Origin of the sequence: Exobacillus caeni (assembly GCF_005747095.1) — a bacterium.
Lineage (GTDB): Bacteria > Bacillota > Bacilli > Bacillales > Guptibacillaceae > Exobacillus > Exobacillus caeni.
This window is the reverse complement of the sequence record NZ_SWLG01000001.1, coordinates 533,386-555,453: the sequence shown is the minus strand read 5'-3', so window position 1 is coordinate 555,453 and position 22,068 is coordinate 533,386. Positions and strand designations below refer to the sequence as shown.

The following is a 22,068-nucleotide window of genomic DNA, read 5'->3' as shown; positions in this document are numbered from 1 at the left end:
TAATAGAACGTTTTAATAGAGAAACTTTGGCAGGATTATAGAAACCTTACCACAGGAGAACAAAAAAAGAACAAGATGTTTGTCATCTTGTTCGGAGAGATTGTCGGCAAAATGTGACCCTATTGTTGGTCATTTTTCTCTTCATTCTCTTCTTCCTGATAAAAAGGATTCTCTTTGTCAGCTCCTTCAGGATACTGTACGTAAGGCAGTTCATCTTTTAATTCATCAAGCCCGGTCACATAGAAGGCTGAAATTTGAATTGTAAAAAGAAGTTCTTTTTTGTCATCTTCACTCATTTCATCAAGTTCATGCTTACCCGAAAAGGAGATGTTGTCTACCTTCAGAATTCGCTCATTATTCTCGAGCGTGCTAATGAATGCATGCATATTTTCGTAGGAAGAGGTACGTACAGACATATTCACTTTTATTCTGTTAATCCCTTGGGGCAAAGAGCTTTTATCTTCGGGTTGAGCAGGATCGATGTTTTCTGTTTCATCATTACTTCCAGTTTCCCCATCTTCAATTGATTGCTGGCCTTGTTGTTCCTGTTCTCCCTCTGCTTCAAGCTCAATAACAGAAAGGTTTTCTGGATCAAGCGTTTCATCCCCAAATGTCATCGTTAAAATTGTGGTATCGGATAGAACCTCCGCTCTTTCAAAACTAAGCAGTAACTGATCGGATAAAGGAGCTACTGGAACTCTCTGTTGAAGACCGCGGGAGCTTTGAATATCTGGATTTATCTCTTCAGGCTGTTTCTTTTCAACCGCGGAGAGTAACTTCTTCTCCATCTCTAACTGTTTCTGAACAGTTTCAAGTTTTGCATTCATTGGTGCGATAAATGTTAAGTAGGCAAAAACAAACAGCAGGATTACAACTAATACACCGCCATATAAAAGGAAGGCTCTTCTTGATGTCCAGTCAAAATTGATCATTCAGTCGCCTCCTTTGTTTTTAAAGCGACCTTATCTATCGAGATTTCATATTCAGCTAGATAACGCGGTAAAATCAAGCTTGTTCGTTTTTCCTCACTGTTTTCCTCGAGATTAAGCTCGTAACCTTCTAATTCCGTAGATATTTCATCCGAATCAAGATCTGCTGTAATAACGCTCTTTATCTGTACGTCTTTTACAAACGGTGATTGGTTTAATGCATAAAGATATTGAGAAGTCTCTCTTATCGTATCGAACTGAACGGAAAGCTTTACGAGGCCATCATCTTCAAACCCGTAATTCATAAAATACCCGCGCTCTGGAAGCAGTTCTGTAAAGTTATCCAGCAACGGAACGGAGGGATACTTTATTTTTTTTATCGATTCTATCCTATTAAAAAGTTGATTGAAAGAATCGCCTGTTTCTATTCTTTCATCAGCCTGGGAAGCTTCTCTTAAAGCGACCGTCCGATCGATCTCCTGTTTAACTTCAGCTACAGTTTTCTTTGTAAACATATAATCAGTGTACATAAAGCCGATCGCTAACAAAATGATGATGGCTGATAAGCCAGTTATCAAAAGAATTGCAAAAGGCTTTGGGTCTCGTTGAGGGAGCAGGTTAATATCAACCAAACTGATCCACCCCTTTTAATGCCAGTCCTAAAACAGGATAAAAATGATGGGGAAGCATTACTCCGTCTGTGGTTACAAGTTCAGGCTGCTGAACAATGCTGTACGGAATTTGAAGTTTTCTTTCTAATTCCTCAGCAGCAAGATTCAGCTTTGGATGATCTCCAACCAACAGGATTTTCGACACTCCAGTTTTTCCCTGTTTCATCGAAAAGCGATAAAAATCAAGAACCCGTTGAATCTCTACGATACTATCCTGTATCTCTTCAATTAGCTGGTCCATTTCTCCTGACCAGGTCAGGACTTCTACTCCACCTTTTAATTCCTTTTTCCAATCAGAATACGGAGTGTCCAGCAAAACGTGTCTTATGAATTCAGGATAGTGATTTGTAAAAATACTTAAATTTACAGAAGTAAGGTTATATTGGATCAGTAAAGTGGATTCCTTTCGCTCAACAAGATCAAGAAAATAAAGAAGCCGATACAGGGCAAGCGCAGAAACGTCCGCGCTTGCCACTTTTATATTAACTTCATCCAGAATACTAACATACTGGTTGATAACATCTTCTGGAGCCGCAAACAAAAGGATTTTTCTCTCGCTATCCGGACCGTAAAGAACTTCATAATCAAATACCGGATCATCGAAGGGCAAGTGGATGGAAGAACCGATTTCCATATATAAGTGGCCTTTGATCTCGTTGTCTGCAACCTCTTTTGGAATTGACTCCTTTCTAAGAACAACTAGAAATTCAGGCACGATAAAATGAACTTTCTTACGTTTCAGCCCCCACTCAGATACACATTCTTGTAAAATCATTTCTAGCGTTTCCGCTTCAATTATTTTTCCTTCCCTTACTATCCCTTCCGGAAGATAGCGCTCATGAAAGAAACGAACTCCGTTCAGGGAAGGCTGCTTCACTTCAAGTAAACGGATCACATGGTCAGTAATCGTTAAAGCAAATGTCGTTTTGTTTCTCCCTGTCAGTAATCCCAATGTTAATCCCCCTCAGAAGCTGTTACAAAAAACCAATATACCAGTTTAAAAGTTTTTCCCCTGCAAAATAAGCCGTTAGGGCACCTAAAACAATATACGGACCGAATGGCATTGGCTGCCCGCGCTTTACTTTTCCGATAATAACCCCCGTGACACCAAACAGTGAACCGAAAAGCGTTGAAAAGAAAAAAGCTAAAAGGACTCCTTTCCATCCAAGCACTATACCAATTACTGCAAACAATTTTATATCTCCTCCACCCATTCCGCCGCGGCTTACTATCGCAATTACCAATAGAAGACCAAAGCCTATTAAAGCCCCTGCAACCGGAGACCACCAGGAAGTAAGTGGAACTATGACTCTTAGAACAGCAATTAAAACCCCAAAAAACAACAAAACTTTATCCGGTATGATCATATAAGTAATATCAGAAACGAAAATTATCATTAGTAACGAAATCAAAGCAAAACTAAGCAGCAATTCTTTTGACCATCCCACCACAAGTGGTGACATCGTAAAAAGAGATGCTGTAGCGAGTTCAATGAATGGATATAATGGAGAAATCTTGTGTTTGCAACCTTTGCATTTACCGCCTTGAAACAAAAAAGAGAACACAGGAATGAGTTCAAGTGGAGAGAGTGTTCTTTGACAGTTCGGGCAGTGTGAGGCTGGAAATGCGATTGATTCTTTGTTTGGGATTCGAAGGCCTACTACATTGAAGAAAGAGCCCAGGATTAATCCTAAAATAAACAAATTAAAATGTAAAAGTGTTTCCATATGAGTCATCCCTTAGCATAATAAAATATCTTACAGGAGCAGACTAAAATTGCTCCTGTAAGAGATGTCACTCCATCCTATCTCTCTAAATAATCTGTTAATTCTTTATAAGTAAGTGAACTATCATTATTAGTATTTATTTCAGAAATTTGATTTGCTTCATGTCTTGATATCGTAAAGACTTTATTTACGGAATCATAAGATGCTGTCCAATTATTATCATCTACACTCTCAATGTAATCGCTTAAATCATCATCTTTCCCCTTCCAGCTGGTAGTACCATTTTCCGTATAATCGATCTTAGCTGCATTTAAAATTTCTAAAGCTTCAGTTGCAACCGCCTTATCATCTGTCTTATCAATTATATTTCCCACAGCAGGCACAGCAATTGCAGCAATAATACCCATAATAACAATAACAACTAAAAGTTCAATAAGAGTTAACCCTTTTTCGTTTTTCAAAAAGCGTTTCAACATGGTTATGTACTCCCCCTTAAATAGTTTTATAGATTTCAAACATCGGCACGACAATAGCTAACACAATAGTTCCAACTAAAACTGCAAGAAATACGATCAGCAAGGGTTCGATGAGTGTTTTAAGCTGGTCGGTTGCGTTTTCTACTTCATCTTCATAAAAGTCTGCAACTTTTGCTAGCATCGCATCTAGCGATCCCGTTTCCTCACCGATCGCGATCATCTGGGTGACGAGAGGCGGGAAGATCCAGTGTTCCTTCATTGGCTCTGTGAGGCGTTTACCGATTTCTAATGAATGTCTAGAGTTGCGCAGTACTCTAGCAATCACCTCATTTCCGACAACTTTTTCAACGATGGCGATAGCCTGTAATATCGGTACAGAGCTAGAAAACAGAGAACTTAATGTTCTTGTCATTCTTGCCAGCGCTGCTTTTTGTAGAATTTTACCGAATATTGGCACTCTGAGTATAGCATAGTCTAAGTAATATTTACTAGAAGGTTTTTGCCTGATAATGTGCAAAAATAATGCAAAGGTCACAATTAGTAAAAAAGTCATCCACCAGTAGCTTTGCATAAATTCGCTTGATGATAAAACGAACTTTGTAAGGGCCGGAAGTTCTCCTCCCATATCTTCTAACATCGATGCGAAGGTTGGAACTACATTCGTGAGCAAAAAGATGACTACTCCGATCGCCATGATGCCGATGATCGCTGGATAAGCCATCGCCGATTTAACTTTTTGCCTAGTTTTATGCTGTTTTTCATAAAATTCACCCAGACGATCGAGAGACTCGTCCAGACTACCGCTTACTTCCCCTGCCAGAACCATATTGACAAACATTGGCGGGAAAATTTTTTTATGTTTTGCTGCTGCGTGGGATAACGGCTTACCAGCCCTGAGATCTTCTTCAATAGCTATTAAAGCGTTTGAGAGTGCTTTACTTTCTGTTTGCTTAGCAAGTATGTTGGTGGAATTAACAACCGTAACTCCAGCTTTTAAAAGTGTTGAAAACTGGCGCAAGTAAATCACAAAATCTTGTAGCTTTACAGGATTGCCAAATGTAATTTCTTTGTTTAGCAGCGTTTGTTCTACTTCTTTAATATCAATAGCGACTATCCCTTTTTCTCGTAGCTTTAAAACAATTTCTCTTTTAGATGCACCAATCAATTTCCCCCGTTGAATTCTACCTGCTTTGCTTCTTCCTGAATATTGAAATTGAGGCATGTTAGTACTCCTCTTTCAAGTATGGTTCGGCAGCTTCAGTCAGGATTGCTTTCTTATTAAGCAAGTCTTTGATCGACATTTCCATGGTCATCATCCCCTCTGAACGGCTTGTCTGCATCACATTATTAATCTGGTGAATTTTTTCATTTCGAATCAGGTTTGCGACTGCTGAATTGTTGACCAATAATTCAATTGCAGCTCTTCTTCCTTTGCGATCATTTGTCGGAAATAATCGTTGGGAAACAACTCCCACTAGAACAGAAGCAAGCTGGATTCGGATTTGTGTTTGCTGGTTTGACGGAAAAACATCGATGATTCGGTCGATCGTTGAGGGTGCGTCGCTTGTATGTAAAGTTCCCAGAACAAGATGTCCCGTTTCTGCTGCAGTGATAGCAGTTGCGATCGTTTCAAGGTCACGCATTTCACCCACCAGAATCACATCAGGGTCCTGGCGAAGTGCTGCTCTTAAGCCATTTGCAAAATTATTCGTATCAAAACCAATTTCTCGCTGATCAATGATACAGCGTCGATGTTTATGAAGATACTCAATTGGATCTTCAAGAGTAATAATATGCTTACTCATGTTTTCATTCATATAATTTATTAACGAAGCAAGTGTAGTTGATTTTCCGCTTCCAGTCGGCCCAGTAACAAGAACGAGTCCCTGTGGCTTTTTTGCAAACTTTAATAGGGACTCAGGCAGTTGAAGCTCCTCCAAACTGGGAATCTTGCTCGGGATGACCCGAATGGCTAGCGCGATGCAATTCCGCTGATGGTAGGCATTGATCCGGAATCGTGATACCCCGGGAATTCCATAAGAAAAATCGATCTCGCCTTTTTCTAAAAATTGCTCCCACGATGCTTCAGGAATGATTGCTTTTGCCATCCCTTCTGTTTCTTCAGGTAAAAGAGGATCTTTTCCATATCGTTTAAGGTCTCCATTCAGACGTACTATCGGTGGTACACCGACTGTTAAATGCATGTCTGAAGCATTTGATTGATATGCAACCTGAAGTAGCCTTTCAATTTTCTCTTTCATCACAGTCACCTACTCTAGTGTTGATACACGTAATACTTCTTCTGTTGTTGTTAAGCCTTTTTTCACTTTCAGCAATCCGTCATCTATTAAAAAGAGCGTTCCGGATGAAACAGCATATTGTCGAATTTCCTTCATCGGAGCATTGTTCATGATCATTTTCTGTATATGGTCATCGATCAATAATACCTCTTGAACGGCGATCCTGCCTTTGTAACCCGTCATATTACAATTTCCGCACCCTTTTCCACGAATTACTCTGGTAATTTCCATACCTCTCTTTTTAAAGATCTCTTTTTCCCTTACAGTCGGTTCCTCTTGCTTACTGCAATCCCGGCATACCCGGCGGACCAAACGCTGGGCAACTATACCTGATAATGAGGAAGCGACAAGAAAAGGCTCGACTCCCATATCTATTAACCTTGCAATCGTTGCAATCGAATCATTCGTATGTAACGTACTTAAAACAAGATGCCCAGTTAATGAAGCCCTCACAGCAATCTCAGCGGTTTCACTATCGCGAATTTCCCCAACCATCACTACATCCGGATCTTGCCGAAGAATGGAACGCAATCCAGAAGCAAAAGTTAACCCTACATTCGGATTGATTTGAATCTGGTTAATACCCTCAAGACGGTACTCTACTGGATCCTCAATGGTAATAATATTTGTCTCTTCTCTGTTCAATTTGTTTAACGAAGCGTACAAAGTAGATGATTTTCCAGAACCGGTTGGTCCTGTAATTAATACTATGCCACTTGGCTTGTCGATCATCTTTAAAAAGCGGGTATAGTTCACTTTATTAAAATCAAGTTTTTCTATTTGATTCATCGCATTTCCGAGATCTAGAATTCTCAATACGATTTTTTCACCGTATACCGTAGGCAAGGTTGAAACTCGCAAGTCAACCGGACGGTAATCCAGGTTAACCTGGATCCTTCCATCCTGGGGAACACGTTTTTCTGTTATGTTCAGGTTGGCCATTATTTTAACCCGTGCGATTAAAAAGCTTTGCATATGCTTTGGAAGCGTTCGCTCAGTACGTAACATGCCATCAATACGGTAACGAATATTGATTTTAGTTTCCTGTGGATCAAAATGGATATCACTTGCCCTGCTTTGGACCGCGTTTTGAATAATTTGATTAACTAACCTCACTACAGGAGAGTCTTCGTTTGTTATTCGCCCTTCATCTAAACTTACAGAACGTTCCGGAATCTCACTCATCAGTTCATCCATGCTATCGTCAATTTCATAATACTTATTAATAGCCTTAATAACATCATCTTTCGTAGCGATTACACTCTCTATTTGAAATCCTGTGGAAAGACGCAGATCTTCAATTGCAAAAAAATCCATCGGGTCCGTCATCGCAACGAGTAATTTACTCCGATCAATTTTTAAAGGCATAAGATTATAACGTTTAGCGATATCCATTGGGACTATATTAGTTACTGAAGAATCAATTTGGTAATTATATAAGCTCACATGCGGAATTCCAAGCTGGTACTCCAACACCTCGATTAACTGCTGTTCTGTTACATAACCCAGATTTACTAGGACATCACCAAGTTTCTGATCTCTTTCTTTTTCCTTTAGTGCGTCATTTAGCTGATCATGGGTAATAACCTCCATCTCGACTAACAAATCACCGAGTTTTTTACGAGTCTGTCTCATCAGGTAGCATGTCCTCCATTCCTTTGATCGGTTCTCCGTTATCATCTAAAATAGGATCATCATTATTATCTGAGTTGTTGTTTGGCTCGTAATCTGTTTCAGTATCCGTTATTTCTTCTGTTTCATATGTACCACTGTTTTCGTCACTTAGGTTATCGTTTTCATTCCCGGAATCTGTGTTACTCGTTCCTTCCATCTCTGATGGGACCTCAGTAGCATCGATCGGGTATCCGCGACGTTCAATACGGGGAGCAGGTGAAATATAATCTTCAGAAACGATTCTCTTATCTATCAAATCCTTTACACTATCATAGAGCAAGCGATAAGTGGTAACAGAATATCCTTTTTCCCCTTCATCAACCACCACTTTTTGATCGGGCATAAGATCTGAAGAATAGCGAATGGTCGTTCTTGGCATAAGTTCTTTTTTCTCTGTCTTTATGTCATATGTATAAGCTAACGGATACCCCATAATTTTAATTGATAACGAATTTGAAGTTGCCTCTGCCTTTATCGTATATGCTGTATAGTTAGGATTGTGAAACACGAGATCCTGTTGATCAGGCACTAGAGCAGCATTCATGCCCATTTCTCCAAAATCCACTTCTCTCTCAGGTGCATGTCGCTCTATAATATCGAAGTTTGTCTGTAACACCGCCTGGTATAAACCAGAAGCCAATAATGAAAGACTTTGGGAGTCTTTTCCTTCATACTGATTTTCTTTTAAAAACGTTAGCAAGGAAAAAGTTTCTTTGGGATCTATAACATTCCCATTTAAGGTTTCTGCTAACTCTGGAAGTAAAACAGCGGTTGTAAAGCCATTAAGTTTTCCTTCTGCTACCAGAGAGGATTCCTCCGTGCCTGAAACGTAAGGCATAATACTAACGTCTCTTTTCTCACTTACCAGACCTGCGGCCGCTTCTATTAACTCAATAGATAACCCCTTGATATCCAGCGCTTCTGTATACTGCAGTTCCTCTTTAATCAAACGAGCCAACTCTTCTTCATCTACTGTGACAATGAATGGCGAACTACTTCTGCCATTCGAAAGCTGAAGGCTTTGTTCAAAATCGAATACCCATAAATTAGGGCTCAAGGCTATCTTTTTCTCCAGGTAAACAAGTGTAACCTGGTTTGTTGCTTTCCATGCACTCACTTCTTCAGCTAACCTTTCTCTGGCCTCTTCATAAGTAAGGTTTCCAACATTCACCGGTCCAACAGTAGTATTCTCCGCTATTTTTTCCTCTCCAAAAACATATATATAACCGGTAGCACCTGAAAACGTTAATCCCAAAATAAAAGAAGTGCAGGCTATAATGACAGTAAAGTTCTTCAGCATACTTGTATGGAATTGAGACAAAATCTCCATGCCCCCTATAAGCGATACGAAATAAAATTAAGGAAAAACGATTTTTCTAAAATGAAAGTTCCTCAAGTTTCTCTATTTCTCCTACCGGTTTGCTTTGTTCGGTTCTTTTTTTATCTACTTTATGATTAACCTTTTCTTCTTCTACAATCCAGTTATCGTTCTCTTCAAACAAAAGCCTCATCACTTCTTCTCTTGTCATTTCTTCTGGATCTGCTTTTTCTTTTTCATCAGTCTCAAAAACTGTAACTCCTTCTTCTATGCCGGTGAGATCATATCCATCTTCTTTTTGTGTTTTTTCAGTAATCTCAGACTCCTCTAAATCAAGTTCTTGACTGTCATTTAATGTGAGTTCTTCCAATTCCTCAAGTTCTTCTAGTGTAATAGACTCAAGCGAACGGTCCCTTTTATCATTACGGTACTCAAAATCTTCTTCCTGGTAATCACTACTTCCAGTCTCATTCTGGTGGTATGCCAGATCATCATCTTCTTTTGAAGAGATGTCATTCCGACTTTCCGAAAAATGGTTTTCTGTTTTATAAACGAGCAAAGAATTCTCTTCACCTGCAATAGCTGCATGATTGAAATTATAATGCTTAGTATAGAGATAAGAAATGGAAAAAACAGCTGCGAATAATAGAATAATAGACATCCAAACGGAATAAATGGTTGTGAGAGCTAAAAATAGACCAGATAATAAAACAGAGCACCCTCCAAGAATCAAACGGGCTTTTTTATCTTGTCCAAATGGAAACAACAAAAGCAGAGGGACTAAGATTAAAGTACTAATTATCATAAAAACAACCTTCAACAATTTTCACCCCAACTTTTCCTTTTAAAACCAAAATCTACTAAAATCGACCTATATTCTTGTTGAATATTGTATAATAAAGCTACTTAAAAGAAAAGGTAATACAAGATTTCGAGAGGGAGATCCATGACAAATTTTTTAAAGAATGATGGGATTACTTTAGTAGAGGTATTATTATCCTTAACTTTATTAACTGTTATTTTACTAACTTTTGCCGGATTATTTGTACAGGGGAGCAATTATTCAGAAAAAAATGAGAGAAAGCTTGAAGCGATTAATCTTGCGAGGAAGCATCTAGAAATAACAACGGCTATAGATGAAATGGAAATTGAAGAGTTTAAAAATGCCATGAGCAACAGTAACAACAATATAGATCAGAACTATTATGACCGATACAAAGAATTGTTAAGCCAATGCTCAGGTTCACCAGAAACAGGTTATACATATTGCACAGATTTATCAGAGTCTTTTTCTCAGTTTAAGATATGGAGATATATTAAAGAAGCACCCCCTTCATTAAATGGAGACCTAGTTCAAAGTTACCCAGTGACAGTTAAAGTCTATTATAATAATTCAAGTATCGCTGAAACTTATGGATATTACTTTCCATAGTAAGGGGGATTAAGTTGAAGGTTCTTAAGGATTCAAAAGGCTTTACTCTAATTGAGTTATTACTGACCCTTGCAATATCAGGAATAATTATAACAATGATTTATAGTGTTTTTATTAATGGGTTAACAAGATTAGATAGAGAAAATACAAAAGTGTTAGCCAGACAAGATGCTGATTATGTTATGGAGCAAATTTCTAATGCGTTTTACCAGGAAGAGAAAAACAAAGCACGTAATGAATACGATCCTGAAATCTTTCTGGAAATCAATAACGGAATTGTAAAGTTGAACGGAACCAAAATCTCAAATGAAAACTTTTCCTACGAGAAATCTACTTTCGAAGGGGAGTATTTTAGCGATAGTGACATTCCTTTTTCAAGCAAAAAAACAGTTAAGCACAATTTACGAAGATTAAGTGTCAACCTGGTAGTTAAGGATAGTTCATCTCACACTCTATCCGTTTCAAGTACTTTTCTTTATCAGTGGGATGGTGATGAAAATTGAAGTACATACATAACCAAAAAGGAGCAGCCTTGCTTGTTACTCTACTAACTATTCTTATTTTTACTGTTTTGGGGCTTTCATTAATTGGTTCAAACATAAATAATGCTAAGCAGCTGAAAGTACGAGAAGCGTCTGTTCAAGCAACGGATTTAGCAGAGATGGGAATGGCCTTATTTTATAAGCAATTCAGTGCAAGTTTTAAAAAGCAAGCATTAAATTCGTTAGAAAGTACTGTTTTAAACCGTCCAACTAACTTACAGAATTGTGAATCTCCTACAAATCTTAATCAAAATATTAACCAAATAATGGGTGTTCGTTGTATTGAAAAAAATAAAGGTTTTATTTTAAATTTAACTAGTTCAAATGACCAAAAGTGGAATATAAAAAGTACTGGTTTAAGCTGTCCTACAAATGATTTTATCGTATATGAAAATAACACGCTTACTTGTAATAGTGGAAACAAAGGAGTCTCCAAAACAATAAATGCTGTTACAACAATTAAGTATAATTCAGTATCCTTGTCACATGCATTATGGAGCAATGGCACTGTTGAAGTAAAAATGGGAAACACATTCTTTTATGGGAACGGAGCTGCTAACAACTTAACGTTCAATCCAGGAAATGGGAACAAGGAAATTCTTGTATCAGATAGCATTAAATTAAAATATAACAATTGCGATCAATGTGAAAATGAACCTGATAAAGTTCCTATACCGGCTGAAAATCTTGATCAAGAATTCGTCCCTACATTATCCTTTGATTATATACATAACGCCTTTAAAGCAGGTGAGTATGGTATTGGGAAAATGTATGGAACCTCTGAAAATAATATAGAAGAGCTATTTGCGGATTGTACCAATAATTTTTGTAACTTTCCAGTTTATATAAGTGGTAATTTTGATTTGGATGAAGACATGGTATTTAACAAGATAGTTTTTATTGATGGAGATATATCGATTAATGATAAAGTTAATGTGGATTTTAAAAAGGGATTAATCGTGGATGGCAATGTTCAAATCAAAGGGAACCCTCAACATAGTGAGATAAAATTTGGTTACCCTGGAGTAGATTTAGATGTATATGAAGTTCCTACAAATTCAGATGCTCCGATCAACTATGTTATTAATGTTTACTATGATAGGAAATCCCAAAAATAAAAGCAGCTCTCCCAAAAGGAAGAGCTGCTCTTTCTATCCCACATAACTCGCTACCTTATTCCGCCCCTGCTGCTTCGCCCCTGTATACATCGCCCTGTCGGCATTCCTCAGCAATGTGATAGGATCTTCACCCTGATCAGGTGCTGTTGCGACTCCGATACTCGCTGTAACGTAAATCACCTGGCGTTTCCCATTTTCCAAATCATTGTAGATATCAAACGAATGATCTGCGATCGAACAACGGATATCTTCGGCAATATCAACTGCCATCATATGATTAGCATTGTTCAGCAATATGACAAATTCTTCCCCTCCGTACCTTGCCACCGTCCCTCTGTCGCCAACTTCTTTAGCAAGGCGATCTGCGACCTGGCATAATACATCATTTCCGCTCTGATGGCCGAATGTATCGTTAACCTTTTTAAAATGGTCAAGATCGAGCAAAATTACAGAGAACGGGGTTCCGATATACTGGGAATATTTTAGTTCGAGTAACGTTTGAAAATATCTGAAATTATAAAGATTCGTCAGTGGGCAGCGTTCGCTCCGTTTCTTTGTCTCTTCATAGTTTTTGGCGTTATTTCTTGCTACACCCAGGTAGTTTGCCAGGATTTGCAGCACCATTAAATGATGTTTTTCATAAGCTCTCACGTTGTTGGATGCTAGTGTGATGATTCCAACTGTCTCGTTGTTTCGTTTTGTTGGAACAGAGATCACAGAGTTTGCAGATAAAGGAAGTAATCCTTTTGACAGGCTTCTCCATTGCGAGCGCTTTACATAGAGCCGGCTCCTGCCGCTTCTCCATACCCTCGCACTAATGCCTTCGTTCGAAGCGAATGATCCTTTTTGCGGCAACGTTCCTTCTTCCCGTTCGAACTTCTTAACCATTTTCAGGTTCGATACACCTTCTGCATCAAGGATGTAAGCATAGTCTACCGGAAACATTTTGGTAACACTTTCAAGAAACAGTTCAAGCACATCATCAGTTTCAAGACGCTGAGTCAGCTGCTGTCCGATCTCACTCGTTTTCTGCAGCAAATCGTTTACTTTCTGAGTGTAGTAATATAAGCGAAGCATAAAAGCCACGAGCACAAAAGGAATACCTACATATATGATTGCCAGTGTTCCGATCAGAGAGTGAAGCATGTATAAGATTAATCCAACTGGTAGAATAAAAACATTTGTCAAAGCTTCCCAATATAGCCCTCTGTCAAAGAAACGATAACTTTTATTTTTATTTAAGAATTTTTGCAAGAGATATAAGAAGATCTGGTTTGAAAAAATGGTACTGACCGCATATCCAAACATCGGGATCAAATTAGGATAAGAGTTCTGGTTCATGCTTCCCGTATCCCCTCCCAGAAGGTAGTAGACGATCCCGGAAGCAACGGAAACAAACAAAAACATTAAGAAGTTAAGTGGATATCGATGATGTTCTTTTCTTGAAACTTGAAGGTTTAACAATAAAATTAAAACGGACACCTGAGTCAGGATCAATTCTATGAAAAGCCCGTATCTGAAAAATACAGCCATGGAGATGCCCTGGATAAAAAAGAGGTTTGTTCCCTTAACGTTAATCGGCAAAAGGGCGACAACCCCCATCAATACTGTAAGAGCTAAAATATCCAAAATATTTCCCTGGATATTATGCTCTGTAAACTGATAGGTTAAAACAATTGCAAGCGGCCAAATGATAAGCCATATTATCCATAAAGCTTTTTGTTTAGTTTTTGTCATCATTTGGCCCTCCTTGCCCAACTGAAAACTAGTAGTTTTGTCACTATTTACTATATTTTAGCAAATTAATATTAATTTGTGTAAATTATCTTAAAATTCTTTTTCATTTTTTAAAAATTTTCTTACATCCGAGATAAAATATAGGGATCCTGTCACAATCAGCATCTCATTTTCAGTGATATTATCCAACTCAAGACCTATGGCATCTCTCCAGTTCTCAACTGCCATTTTGTTTTCAAACTTTGCTGCTTCATAGAGTTCTTCCGCTTTAGCAGCCCTTGGAAAGTCAAAGCTCGTAAACGTCATGCTTTTTACAATGGGATATAAATGTTGAAGCATGCTGTCAAAGTCTTTGTCTTTTAACGCAGCAAAAATGACTTTTACATTCTTTTCGGGATAAAATTGGCTGATCGTTTCTGCAAGGCTTTTTACGCCGTCGACATTATGCGCGCCGTCCAGAATAATTTTTGGCGATTCAGAGATTTCTTCAAACCTTCCAACCCAGCTCGCCTTTTCTAATCCTTTTCGGAGGTTTTCTTCCGTATAGTGAACGCCATAGAAAGTTCTTAAATACTCAAGTGCCATTAATGCAGCGCTTGCATTTTTCACCTGATGGGGCCCTTTCATTTTTAATGGCAGCTGTTCATATGTTTTATATGGAGATGAAAAGTCAAAATGTTCTCCTTCATCAGTATAAGTGACATTATTGTAATTGAATTCGCTTCCAAGCCGATACATTTTAGAACTTTTTGAAACTGCAGCTTCCTCTACAATCTCGAGTGCTTCTTCTTTTTCAATCGTTGTGACAACTGGAACTCCAGACTTGATGATCCCTGACTTTTCAAATGCTATTTCTTCGATCCGATGGCCTAAGATATGCATGTGATCGTAGCTTACATTCGTAATGACCGAAACGAGGGGATAGATCACATTCGTAGAATCCAGGCGGCCGCCAAGCCCTACCTCTATAAGGACAATATCAGGGTATGCCACTTTCCCGAAATAAATCAGGCCGATCAACGTGATAACCTCAAATTCGGTCGGCGAGCCCAGATCTGTTTCTTCCACTTCTTTCACTAGTGGATAGATGTCATTTACGATCGCCAACAAATCTTCATCTGGTATCGGTTCCCCGTCTACTGCAATCCGCTCGTTGAAGGTCTTGATATACGGCGATGTAAAAGTACCAGTAACAAAGCCAGCATCCTGAAGGATATGCCGCATCAAGCTGATCGTCGACCCCTTGCCATTGGTTCCCCCGACATGAACGCACTTTAATCTTCTTTCCGGGTTTCCAACTCGCTCCAGCAACCACTCCATCCGTTGGAGACCGGGTTTGATCCCGTGGTTTAAAAGGCTGTGAATCCACTCTACCGCTTCGTCGTATGTATGAAACATGATGTTAACCCCCTAATAATATCGGTTCTTTTTCTGTTTTATTTTCATTATTTACTATTATCATACTCTAAAAATCGTATTTCTTAAATAAAGACACTTTTCTTCAAATGAAGAAGGCGAACCACGATGGGTTCACCTTTTGCATCCTATTTTTTCAATTCCAAAATGCGATCAAGCACTTTGCTGCGTTTTTCCATATAATCTGCTTCTTTGGCGCGTTCTTCATCAACAACTTTTTGCGGTGCTTTTTTAACAAAGTTCTCGTTGCTGAGTTTTTTATGAACGCGATCAACTTCTGATGCAAGGCGTTCTGCTTCTTTTTCAAGACGCTTGATTTCCTCGTCGATGTCGATCAATCCCTCTAACGGAAGGAATAATTCAACTCCGGTTAGAACGGATGTCATCGATTTATCAGGAGCCTGAAGGTCTGTACCGATCTCAAGCTTGCTTGGATTACAGAACTTTTCAAGATAGTTCTGGTTGCGTACAAGCTGGTCCTTTACCTCATCCGATTTTGCATTGATCTGTAGTTCGATCGCCTTGCTTGGCGCAACATCCATTTCAGCTCTCGTGTTACGGACGGAACGGATAATTTCCGTTAATAGGTCCATTTCCCTGGCAGCTTCTGGGAAATGCAGGTCTCCCCTTTTCTCCGGCCATGCAGCTACCGTGATCGATTCCCCTTTATGAGGAAGGTGCTGCCAGATTTCTTCTGTCAGGTATGGCATGAACGGATGCAACAGGCGCATCGTGTTATCAAGGACATAAGCTAAAACAGATCGTGTTGTTTTCTTAGCTGCTTCGTCTTCCCCGTATAGAGGAAGCTTTGCCATTTCGATGTACCAGTCACAAAGGTCATCCCAGATGAAGTTGTAAAGATGGCGGCCAACTTCACCGAACTCGTAGTTGTTGATCAAACGAGTTACAGCTTCAGCCGTTTCGTTAAATCGGGTTAAGATCCATTTGTCTGCAGTAGATTTTTCGCCTGAAAGATCCAGTTCGTCATAGGTCATTCCTTCCATGTTCATCAACGCAAAACGGGAAGCGTTCCAGATCTTGTTCGCAAAGTTCCAGGTAGATTCTACCTTTTCCCAGTAGAAGCGAAGATCGTGGCCAGGTGATGAGCCGGTCGATAAGAAGTAACGAAGCGAGTCTGCACCATATTTATCGATAACATCCATCGGATCGACACCATTCCCCAGTGACTTACTCATCTTTCTGCCTTCTGAATCTCGAACCAGTCCGTGGATCAGAACATCTTTAAACGGACGTTTGCCTGTAAATTCAACTCCCTGGAAGATCATTCTTGCAACCCAGAAGAAGATGATATCATATCCAGTTACAAGAACATCGGTTGGGTAGAAACGTTTGAAGTCAGCTGATTCCTCATCAGGCCACCCCATGGTAGAGAAAGGCCATAGCGCTGAGCTGAACCATGTATCCAATACGTCGTCGTCCTGCTCCCAGTTCTCGATATCTTCCGGTGCTTTTAATCCAACATAGATTTCACCTGTTTCTTTATGGTACCAGGCCGGGATGCGGTGCCCCCACCATAATTGACGGGAAATACACCAGTCGCGAATGTTTTCGATCCAGCGCAGGTACGTTTTTTCAAATCGGTCAGGAACGAAGTTTACTTTTCCTTCTGTTTTTTGAAGCTCTATCGCCTGTTTTGCAAGTGGCTCCATTTTTACGAACCATTGTGTGGAAAGGTAAGGCTCGACTACCGCGCCGCTACGCTCTGAGTGCCCAACAGAATGCATGTGCTCTTCGATTTCAAAGAGGACGCCCTGTTCCTGCAGGTCCTTAACGATTTGCTTACGGCATTCAAAACGGTCCATGCCCTGGTATTTGCCGGCATTTTCGTTCATCGTACCGTCTTCGTTCATCACGAGGACTCTTTCAAGATTATGGCGGTTTCCGATTTCAAAGTCGTTCGGGTCGTGGGCAGGCGTGATCTTAACCGCTCCTGAACCAAACTCCATGTCTACATAATCATCAGCAACGATCTCGATTTCTCGTCCAACGATCGGAAGCTTTGCTTTCTTGCCGATGAGGTGCTTGTAACGCTCATCTTCTGGATGAACGGCAATCGCTGTATCGCCAAGCATCGTTTCCGGACGGGTAGTCGCAATCTCGATGCTGCCTGTTCCGTCGACAAGCGGATAGCGCATATGGTAAAAAGCGCCTTTTACGTCTTCGTGGATAACTTCAATATCAGATAGAGCCGTTTTTGTTTGCGGGTCCCAGTTGATAATATATTCGCCGCGATAGATCAAGCCTTTTTCATATAGATCAACGAACACTTTCTTAACCGCGTCGGAAAGACCTTCGTCAAGAGTGAAACGCTCTCTCGAGTAGTCGAGTGACAACCCCAGCTTTGACCACTGGTTGCGGATAAAGTCTGCGTATTCTTCTTTCCATTCCCAGGATTTTTCTAGGAATTTCTCTCGGCCAAGCTCGTAACGGTTCGTGCCCTGTTCTTTAAGCTTTCCTTCTACCTTTGCCTGTGTCGCGATACCGGCATGGTCCATTCCTGGAAGCCATAATACATCATAGCCCTGCATCCGTTTCGCACGGGATAAAATATCCTGAAGCGTTGTATCCCAGGCATGGCCGAGGTGGAGTTTACCTGTTACGTTTGGAGGCGGGATTACAATCGTGTAAGGTTCCTTGTTCTCGTCTCCTGTCGCTTCAAAAAACTTACCGTCAAGCCAGTATTGATACCATTTTTCTTCCGTGGCTTTCGGATCGTACTTCGTTGGCATCGATATTTCTTTTTCCATCCTCACCATTCCTTCCATCATTTTCATTTCCAAAAGAAAAAAATAAAAAAGCCCCTTTCATCCTCTAAAGGACGAAAGAAGCTCAGTTCCGTGGTACCACCTTCATTTACAGCAGCAAAAGTTTTATGCTAACTGTACACTCATCTCGATAACGGTTTTCCCGGCCTATTCTACTTCTTCTTTAAGAAGGTTCAAATAAGCTGCTCAAGGGCGACATTCCAATGCTGGTCCTGAGAAATCTTCCACCAGTTGATTTCTCTCTCTGTAAAGGCATCACATCGTACTCTTCCCTGTCGTTGCATTTTCTCTTCTATTTTGGAATATATATTAGTTTACAATTTTGAAATTGAATCGTCAATAGGCAACTCGATGATGTTATTCATTATTGCCGGTTTTGTTCCTCTGCATTCACCTTTTTCATGACTTTACATAACATGATTATACCAAACTTCCTATAATAGGAGAAAAACCCTGAAAAGGAGGAGAACAAGTGAAACGGAAATTCGGCTATAACAAGTTTCGGTTGCCACCTTTTATTTATAAATTCAGGTTGGTTATCATTCAATTTTGCCCGCCGCTTATTGTATTCCAGCTTATTCGGACATTGTTATTTCCAACTACGATCGATGTCATGATTTTAATCATATTAGTTTGCGTACAAATTTGTTTTTATTTAGAGTGGATTTAATCCTTGTATTAAATCTGCTTGCTGCTTTTTGTTAGGACTTGCTTTTTTAATCGGAAAAAATCGCCTCCAATTAATCTTGAAAGCGACTAGTCCTCTTCGTTTACTTCCTCATCCCTTGCTAATATTATCTCATTGACCTTGTGGACCTTTTCAATTTGTTCGATTCTTTTAACTAAATAATTTACATGCTTGATTTGCGGCCAGTTTTGTCTGTTGGAACGATAAAGGTCAACGGAGTTAAAAACGATTTCAGGATATGTCAAATAGCTTGCTAACAAAGATTTTTCTTCTTCGTATAATGGAAACCGTTCCTGGTATTGAGTGAACCAGTCTTTTGCTTTCCGCTCATTCCAGTTAGCCGCTCTCATCGAAGACCTTAAAAAGTAAGCTAAATCTCTTACTGGGGTGTCTAAGACAGCATGATCAAAATTAATAAAGAAGCCTTTTCCCTGGTGAATAATAAAATGGCCAGGTGACACCCTTCCGTGGCAAAGAACGGAGCGGTATCTTTTCTTTTCCTTTACCTTCTGTTGCCACTGGTAAAGATGGTTTCTCGCCTTATCCGTCATGTGCATTAACCGATGAAAATTGGTTACAAATGATTGCTCAAAAGGAGAGAGATACACCCTTTTTTCCACGGATTCAATATAGCGTTCCATCTCGAGCTGCCGGCCTTCCCAGCGTTTTGTCAACTGTTGATAAGAATTTGAGATGATTTCTTCTGAGTATTCTTGTTCTTTCACAGTCTGGTTGTGCAGGGCTGCTAAATTAGATATCATCATTGCTTCTCTATTTGCATAATGCCTGTCATCTTCTACCCATGGCATTAAATAATAAGTGTTATACTGGTCAAACACAAACGGATCGCCATATTTTGTACGATAAAGCGGAATATAATATTTATATCCGATATAAGCTAGCCTTTCATGTACATGAAACAGCCATTCAGCCTGCGACCGGGTCAACTTGGTCTTTTTTAAGGCATAGGTCCCATTCTTAGTAAAGACTTTTAAGACATTCTTTTTTTTGATAACTCTTTCTGGATAAAGATCATATTGAAACAACAACGAACTATATTTTTTAGAATCAATCTTCTCACTCATAAGGCCACCTTCTCATCAACAGGCTGTAGCCATTTTAGGATAAACGCGGAAAATTCTCTGCTTCGCTCCCACTTTTCTTCTAGAGCAATTAACGAGCGCTGGATGGTCTCATCGTTCTCTGCCTTTTCGATTGTCTCGATGCATTCCATCCATTCCAGGGGCAAAAGCGCTTCTGCGAGAAGCATTTTGCCGTACTGTTCTTTAAAAGAACAATGCTTCTCAATTTCTTCTAACAGTTTTTCTACTATTTTCGGTCCGTAAGTTTTCCAGCATGTAAGCAAAAAGGCTTTGATCGGTAGAATTCCTGATATAGGGTAACCGTTTGTCCCTTTTAAATATAGATTTGAGTACACTTCTTTTCCAAGTTCAGGTGAAGAAATGTTGTCAATAATCGGAAGAGGAGACCGCACTTTAGAAAAGAGTTCCTGTGATTTAACATACCGCTTTTTCACATCTGGAATTAAAAAGACAAGTAGTTTTGCCTTCTCGCGTTTCTCTTTTTTTATTTGGCCAAGCTTTTTCACATAGCTGGTGTAATCAAGTTCCTTTTTCTGCACCAGATTCGTATTGCACGGTACATATTCCCCTGCTTGAAGCACCGCTGCAATCATTTCTCCCCATTGTTCTACCGCAACCGAAAAGACAAGCGGTTCCTCTATTTCATCATGCACCGTGATCCATTTTTGATTCCAGGAAAAATACCGTTCATTTATTTCTGTTTTTATCATCCGATCTATGAAAACATGATAGCGAGATCCAATATGGTCTCGCCATTCTATATGCCATTGCATTAACTCCCGATCATCCCAATACATCACTCTCTTTTTCCCTGAACTGGTTTGGAATATATGCGGTTCTTCAATCCAATGGCAATGCTTGAATCCGTAAGCAGCTTCTATTTTCTCTAATAGCTTCATACCATAACCCCTTCTCATAGGGTGAAGTTCTTTATTTATTAACAGGAATATATAAAATTTGCCCTTCCTGTACTTCCTCTTCATCATCCATTTGGTTCACTCTCGCAAGATGGCTTGGCAGAAGACGATAGCGTTCAGCGATTTCAGTAAGAGATTCCCCTGCCTGGATGATACACATCTTCATTCTTGAAAAATTTTCTTCTTCTTTTGTTAGCATTTTTGTTAAATACAGTGCATTTTCTTCTCTAACTGGCTCTTGCCCGGTATCCTCGTAAGCATCCTGCGCCTGTTCCCGTCTCTCTTCTGCCTGCATGTTTTCCTCATAATTTGCCGCATCAGGTTTTCGATATGCTGGGTCCGCCTCATGTTGCTGGACAGTATAAGAATCGTCTCTCGCATACATTCTTGTTAATGCCTTTAAAGACTCGTTTTGTTCGTATTCCGGTTTCTGATAGGCTTTCCGCTCTACGTATTGCTCTTTTTCATACTGTTCTTCTTCATATTGCTGTTCTTCTTCATATTGCTGTTCTTCTTCATACTGCTCTTCTTCATATTGCTGTTCTTCTCCGTACTGCACTTCTTCGTAATACTCATCTTCCGTATTTCGACTACTCACTCCGACATGGGGAGATTCTTGTTCTCTAACAAACAAATCGTTTTCTTGCTCTTCTTGTTCTTCTTCTTCAAATTTCACATCGACTTCCCACTGGTTAAGAGAGGAACGTTCTTCAGCAAACATATTTTCTGCCTGCAGTTCCGCTTCGTCTTCTTCCGACTGTGCAGCTTTCTGCCGATCCCCCTGTATGCCGCTTATAGAAACGTCCGCAGCAAGCTTGATACAATTGTTTTCTTCAACTGCATAATCGAATGATTCCACTGTTACAAAAATTTGTTCTCGATCTCCGACACGATTGGAAGGTATTGTAATATCTACAGGAAAGCGATGTGAAATGGCAGCTGTTCCCTCATCTAAATAAGAAATCTCCTGGATCGAACGATAAGCTGCGGGATTTTGATAATCTTCTTCTGTCACTTCATCTCCTTCCCTTGGCAAAAACTCTCCTGAAAGTACGAGAGCTCCTTTTACAGAAACATAATCATCGTAATCGTGTATTGTAATGTCAGGATCCAGGGAAATGGATAAGATTTCTTCTACTTCCTGTCCTCTCTTTAACCATACTGACTCCTCTATGGAGAAATGCAATTGAGATGATTGTTCATTGGACATGCGTTTCTCCTCCTTTCAGACTTT

At 39.7% G+C, this 22,068-nt stretch carries 20 protein-coding genes and 1 other annotated feature; of the genes, 4 read left to right on the top strand and 16 right to left on the bottom strand.

Annotated elements, in window-relative coordinates:
* Nucleotides 1-119: 119 nt before the first annotated feature.
* The 10 genes from FCL54_RS02720 to FCL54_RS02675 all read right to left on the bottom strand — a co-directional run bounded on the left by FCL54_RS02720 (nt 120) and on the right by FCL54_RS02675 (nt 9,900).
* Nucleotides 120-932 carry a GspMb/PilO family protein gene (locus tag FCL54_RS02720; protein WP_138122886.1) on the bottom strand — a complete coding sequence of 271 codons (813 nt, stop codon included), beginning with the start codon at nt 930-932 and terminating at the stop codon, nt 120-122.
* Nucleotides 929-1,561: a PilN domain-containing protein gene (locus FCL54_RS02715; RefSeq protein WP_138122884.1), complete on the bottom strand. Its 633-nt coding sequence runs from the start codon at nt 1,559-1,561 to the stop codon at nt 929-931. Before FCL54_RS02715 ends, FCL54_RS02720 begins: the two co-directional genes overlap by 4 nt.
* Nucleotides 1,554-2,552 carry a type IV pilus biogenesis protein PilM gene (gene pilM, locus FCL54_RS02710; protein ID WP_138122882.1) on the bottom strand — a complete coding sequence of 333 codons (999 nt, stop codon included), beginning with the start codon at nt 2,550-2,552 and terminating at the stop codon, nt 1,554-1,556. The genes FCL54_RS02715 and pilM overlap by 8 nt, the downstream gene beginning before the upstream one ends.
* A gap of 22 nt (nt 2,553-2,574) precedes the next feature.
* Nucleotides 2,575-3,327 carry a prepilin peptidase gene (locus FCL54_RS02705; protein ID WP_138122880.1) on the bottom strand — a complete coding sequence of 251 codons (753 nt, stop codon included), beginning with the start codon at nt 3,325-3,327 and terminating at the stop codon, nt 2,575-2,577.
* A 77-nt stretch (nt 3,328-3,404) separates the two neighbouring features.
* Nucleotides 3,405-3,803, bottom strand: coding sequence for a type II secretion system protein (locus FCL54_RS02700; protein WP_138122878.1), 399 nt, complete (start codon nt 3,801-3,803; stop codon nt 3,405-3,407).
* 16 nt (nt 3,804-3,819) lie between these two features.
* Nucleotides 3,820-5,025, bottom strand: a complete 1,206-nt coding sequence (locus FCL54_RS02695; RefSeq protein ID WP_138122876.1) for a type II secretion system F family protein — start codon at nt 5,023-5,025, stop codon at nt 3,820-3,822.
* Between the two features lies 1 nt (nt 5,026).
* Entirely contained in the window at nt 5,027-6,064 is a 1,038-nt protein-coding gene (locus tag FCL54_RS02690) for a type IV pilus twitching motility protein PilT (RefSeq protein WP_138122874.1), read from the bottom strand.
* Between the two features lie 9 nt (nt 6,065-6,073).
* Nucleotides 6,074-7,738 (bottom strand): GspE/PulE family protein, encoded by a 1,665-nt coding sequence (locus tag FCL54_RS02685; RefSeq protein ID WP_138122872.1) that lies wholly within the window; start codon nt 7,736-7,738, stop codon nt 6,074-6,076.
* Nucleotides 7,722-9,098: a VanW family protein gene (locus tag FCL54_RS02680; RefSeq protein ID WP_171016643.1), complete on the bottom strand. Its 1,377-nt coding sequence runs from the start codon at nt 9,096-9,098 to the stop codon at nt 7,722-7,724. The genes FCL54_RS02685 and FCL54_RS02680 overlap by 17 nt, the downstream gene beginning before the upstream one ends.
* Nucleotides 9,099-9,153: 55 nt before the next feature.
* The gene (locus tag FCL54_RS02675) at nt 9,154-9,900 is read right to left on the bottom strand and encodes a hypothetical protein (protein WP_138122868.1); all 747 of its coding nucleotides are present in this window, start codon (nt 9,898-9,900) and stop codon (nt 9,154-9,156) included.
* Nucleotides 9,901-10,041: 141 nt separating this feature from the next.
* On the opposite strand from FCL54_RS02675, the gene FCL54_RS02670 reads away from it, so the two are divergent.
* From FCL54_RS02670 to FCL54_RS02660, 3 genes are read left to right on the top strand one after another with little or no spacing between them, the layout of a single operon-like run.
* Nucleotides 10,042-10,527 (top strand): hypothetical protein, encoded by a 486-nt coding sequence (locus tag FCL54_RS02670; RefSeq protein WP_138122866.1) that lies wholly within the window; start codon nt 10,042-10,044, stop codon nt 10,525-10,527.
* A gap of 14 nt (nt 10,528-10,541) precedes the next feature.
* On the top strand, nt 10,542-11,030 hold the full coding sequence (locus FCL54_RS02665) for a PilW family protein (RefSeq protein ID WP_171016642.1): 489 nt from the start codon (nt 10,542-10,544) through the stop codon (nt 11,028-11,030).
* Nucleotides 11,027-12,187: a hypothetical protein gene (locus tag FCL54_RS02660; RefSeq protein WP_138122862.1), complete on the top strand. Its 1,161-nt coding sequence runs from the start codon at nt 11,027-11,029 to the stop codon at nt 12,185-12,187. The genes FCL54_RS02665 and FCL54_RS02660 overlap by 4 nt, the downstream gene beginning before the upstream one ends.
* A gap of 33 nt (nt 12,188-12,220) precedes the next feature.
* Here the strand turns inward: FCL54_RS02660 and FCL54_RS02655 are convergent, their stop codons facing one another.
* The 3 genes from FCL54_RS02655 to FCL54_RS02645 all read right to left on the bottom strand — a co-directional run bounded on the left by FCL54_RS02655 (nt 12,221) and on the right by FCL54_RS02645 (nt 18,108).
* Nucleotides 12,221-13,924, bottom strand: a complete 1,704-nt coding sequence (locus FCL54_RS02655) for a sensor domain-containing diguanylate cyclase (RefSeq protein ID WP_171016641.1) — start codon at nt 13,922-13,924, stop codon at nt 12,221-12,223.
* 90 nt (nt 13,925-14,014) lie between these two features.
* Nucleotides 14,015-15,322 (bottom strand): bifunctional folylpolyglutamate synthase/dihydrofolate synthase, encoded by a 1,308-nt coding sequence (locus FCL54_RS02650; RefSeq protein WP_138122858.1) that lies wholly within the window; start codon nt 15,320-15,322, stop codon nt 14,015-14,017.
* Between the two features lie 146 nt (nt 15,323-15,468).
* Nucleotides 15,469-18,108, bottom strand: coding sequence for a valine--tRNA ligase (locus FCL54_RS02645; protein ID WP_171016640.1), 2,640 nt, complete (start codon nt 18,106-18,108; stop codon nt 15,469-15,471).
* 64 nt (nt 18,109-18,172) lie between these two features.
* Nucleotides 18,173-18,414: a binding site (T-box leader), on the bottom strand.
* 184 nt (nt 18,415-18,598) lie between these two features.
* Here FCL54_RS02645 and FCL54_RS02640 point away from each other — a divergent pair.
* The gene (locus FCL54_RS02640) at nt 18,599-18,796 is read left to right on the top strand and encodes a hypothetical protein (protein ID WP_138122856.1); all 198 of its coding nucleotides are present in this window, start codon (nt 18,599-18,601) and stop codon (nt 18,794-18,796) included.
* A gap of 86 nt (nt 18,797-18,882) precedes the next feature.
* On the opposite strand, the gene ysxE is transcribed toward FCL54_RS02640, so the two are convergent.
* The 3 genes from ysxE to spoVID are packed head-to-tail and all read right to left on the bottom strand — an operon-like array spanning nt 18,883 to nt 22,044.
* The gene (gene ysxE, locus FCL54_RS02635; RefSeq protein ID WP_138122854.1) at nt 18,883-19,899 is read right to left on the bottom strand and encodes a spore coat protein YsxE; all 1,017 of its coding nucleotides are present in this window, start codon (nt 19,897-19,899) and stop codon (nt 18,883-18,885) included.
* Nucleotides 19,896-20,816: a hypothetical protein gene (locus FCL54_RS02630; RefSeq protein WP_138122852.1), complete on the bottom strand. Its 921-nt coding sequence runs from the start codon at nt 20,814-20,816 to the stop codon at nt 19,896-19,898. The genes ysxE and FCL54_RS02630 overlap by 4 nt, the downstream gene beginning before the upstream one ends.
* A 31-nt stretch (nt 20,817-20,847) precedes the next feature.
* Entirely contained in the window at nt 20,848-22,044 is a 1,197-nt protein-coding gene (gene spoVID, locus FCL54_RS02625; protein WP_138122850.1) for a stage VI sporulation protein D, read from the bottom strand.
* Nucleotides 22,045-22,068: the final 24 nt, after the last annotated feature.

Excerpts from the sequence above, each read along its gene's own strand:
- FCL54_RS02720 (WP_138122886.1), bottom strand. The coding sequence starts at position 932 with ATGATCAATTTTGACTGGACATCAAGAAGAGCCTTCCTTTTATATGGC.
- FCL54_RS02705 (WP_138122880.1), bottom strand. The coding sequence starts at position 3,327 with ATGGAAACACTTTTACATTTTAATTTGTTTATTTTAGGATTAATCCTG.
- FCL54_RS02700 (WP_138122878.1), bottom strand. The coding sequence starts at position 3,803 with ATGTTGAAACGCTTTTTGAAAAACGAAAAAGGGTTAACTCTTATTGAA.
- FCL54_RS02695 (WP_138122876.1), bottom strand. The coding sequence starts at position 5,025 with ATGCCTCAATTTCAATATTCAGGAAGAAGCAAAGCAGGTAGAATTCAA.
- FCL54_RS02690 (WP_138122874.1), bottom strand. The coding sequence starts at position 6,064 with ATGAAAGAGAAAATTGAAAGGCTACTTCAGGTTGCATATCAATCAAAT.
- FCL54_RS02685 (WP_138122872.1), bottom strand. The coding sequence starts at position 7,738 with ATGAGACAGACTCGTAAAAAACTCGGTGATTTGTTAGTCGAGATGGAG.
- FCL54_RS02675 (WP_138122868.1), bottom strand. The coding sequence starts at position 9,900 with ATGATAATTAGTACTTTAATCTTAGTCCCTCTGCTTTTGTTGTTTCCA.
- FCL54_RS02670 (WP_138122866.1), top strand. The coding sequence starts at position 10,042 with ATGACAAATTTTTTAAAGAATGATGGGATTACTTTAGTAGAGGTATTA.
- FCL54_RS02655 (WP_171016641.1), bottom strand. The coding sequence starts at position 13,924 with ATGACAAAAACTAAACAAAAAGCTTTATGGATAATATGGCTTATCATT.
- FCL54_RS02650 (WP_138122858.1), bottom strand. The coding sequence starts at position 15,322 with ATGTTTCATACATACGACGAAGCGGTAGAGTGGATTCACAGCCTTTTA.
- FCL54_RS02645 (WP_171016640.1), bottom strand. The coding sequence starts at position 18,108 with ATGGAAAAAGAAATATCGATGCCAACGAAGTACGATCCGAAAGCCACG.
- ysxE (WP_138122854.1), bottom strand. The coding sequence starts at position 19,899 with ATGAGTGAGAAGATTGATTCTAAAAAATATAGTTCGTTGTTGTTTCAA.
- FCL54_RS02630 (WP_138122852.1), bottom strand. The coding sequence starts at position 20,816 with ATGAAGCTATTAGAGAAAATAGAAGCTGCTTACGGATTCAAGCATTGC.
- spoVID (WP_138122850.1), bottom strand. The coding sequence starts at position 22,044 with ATGTCCAATGAACAATCATCTCAATTGCATTTCTCCATAGAGGAGTCA.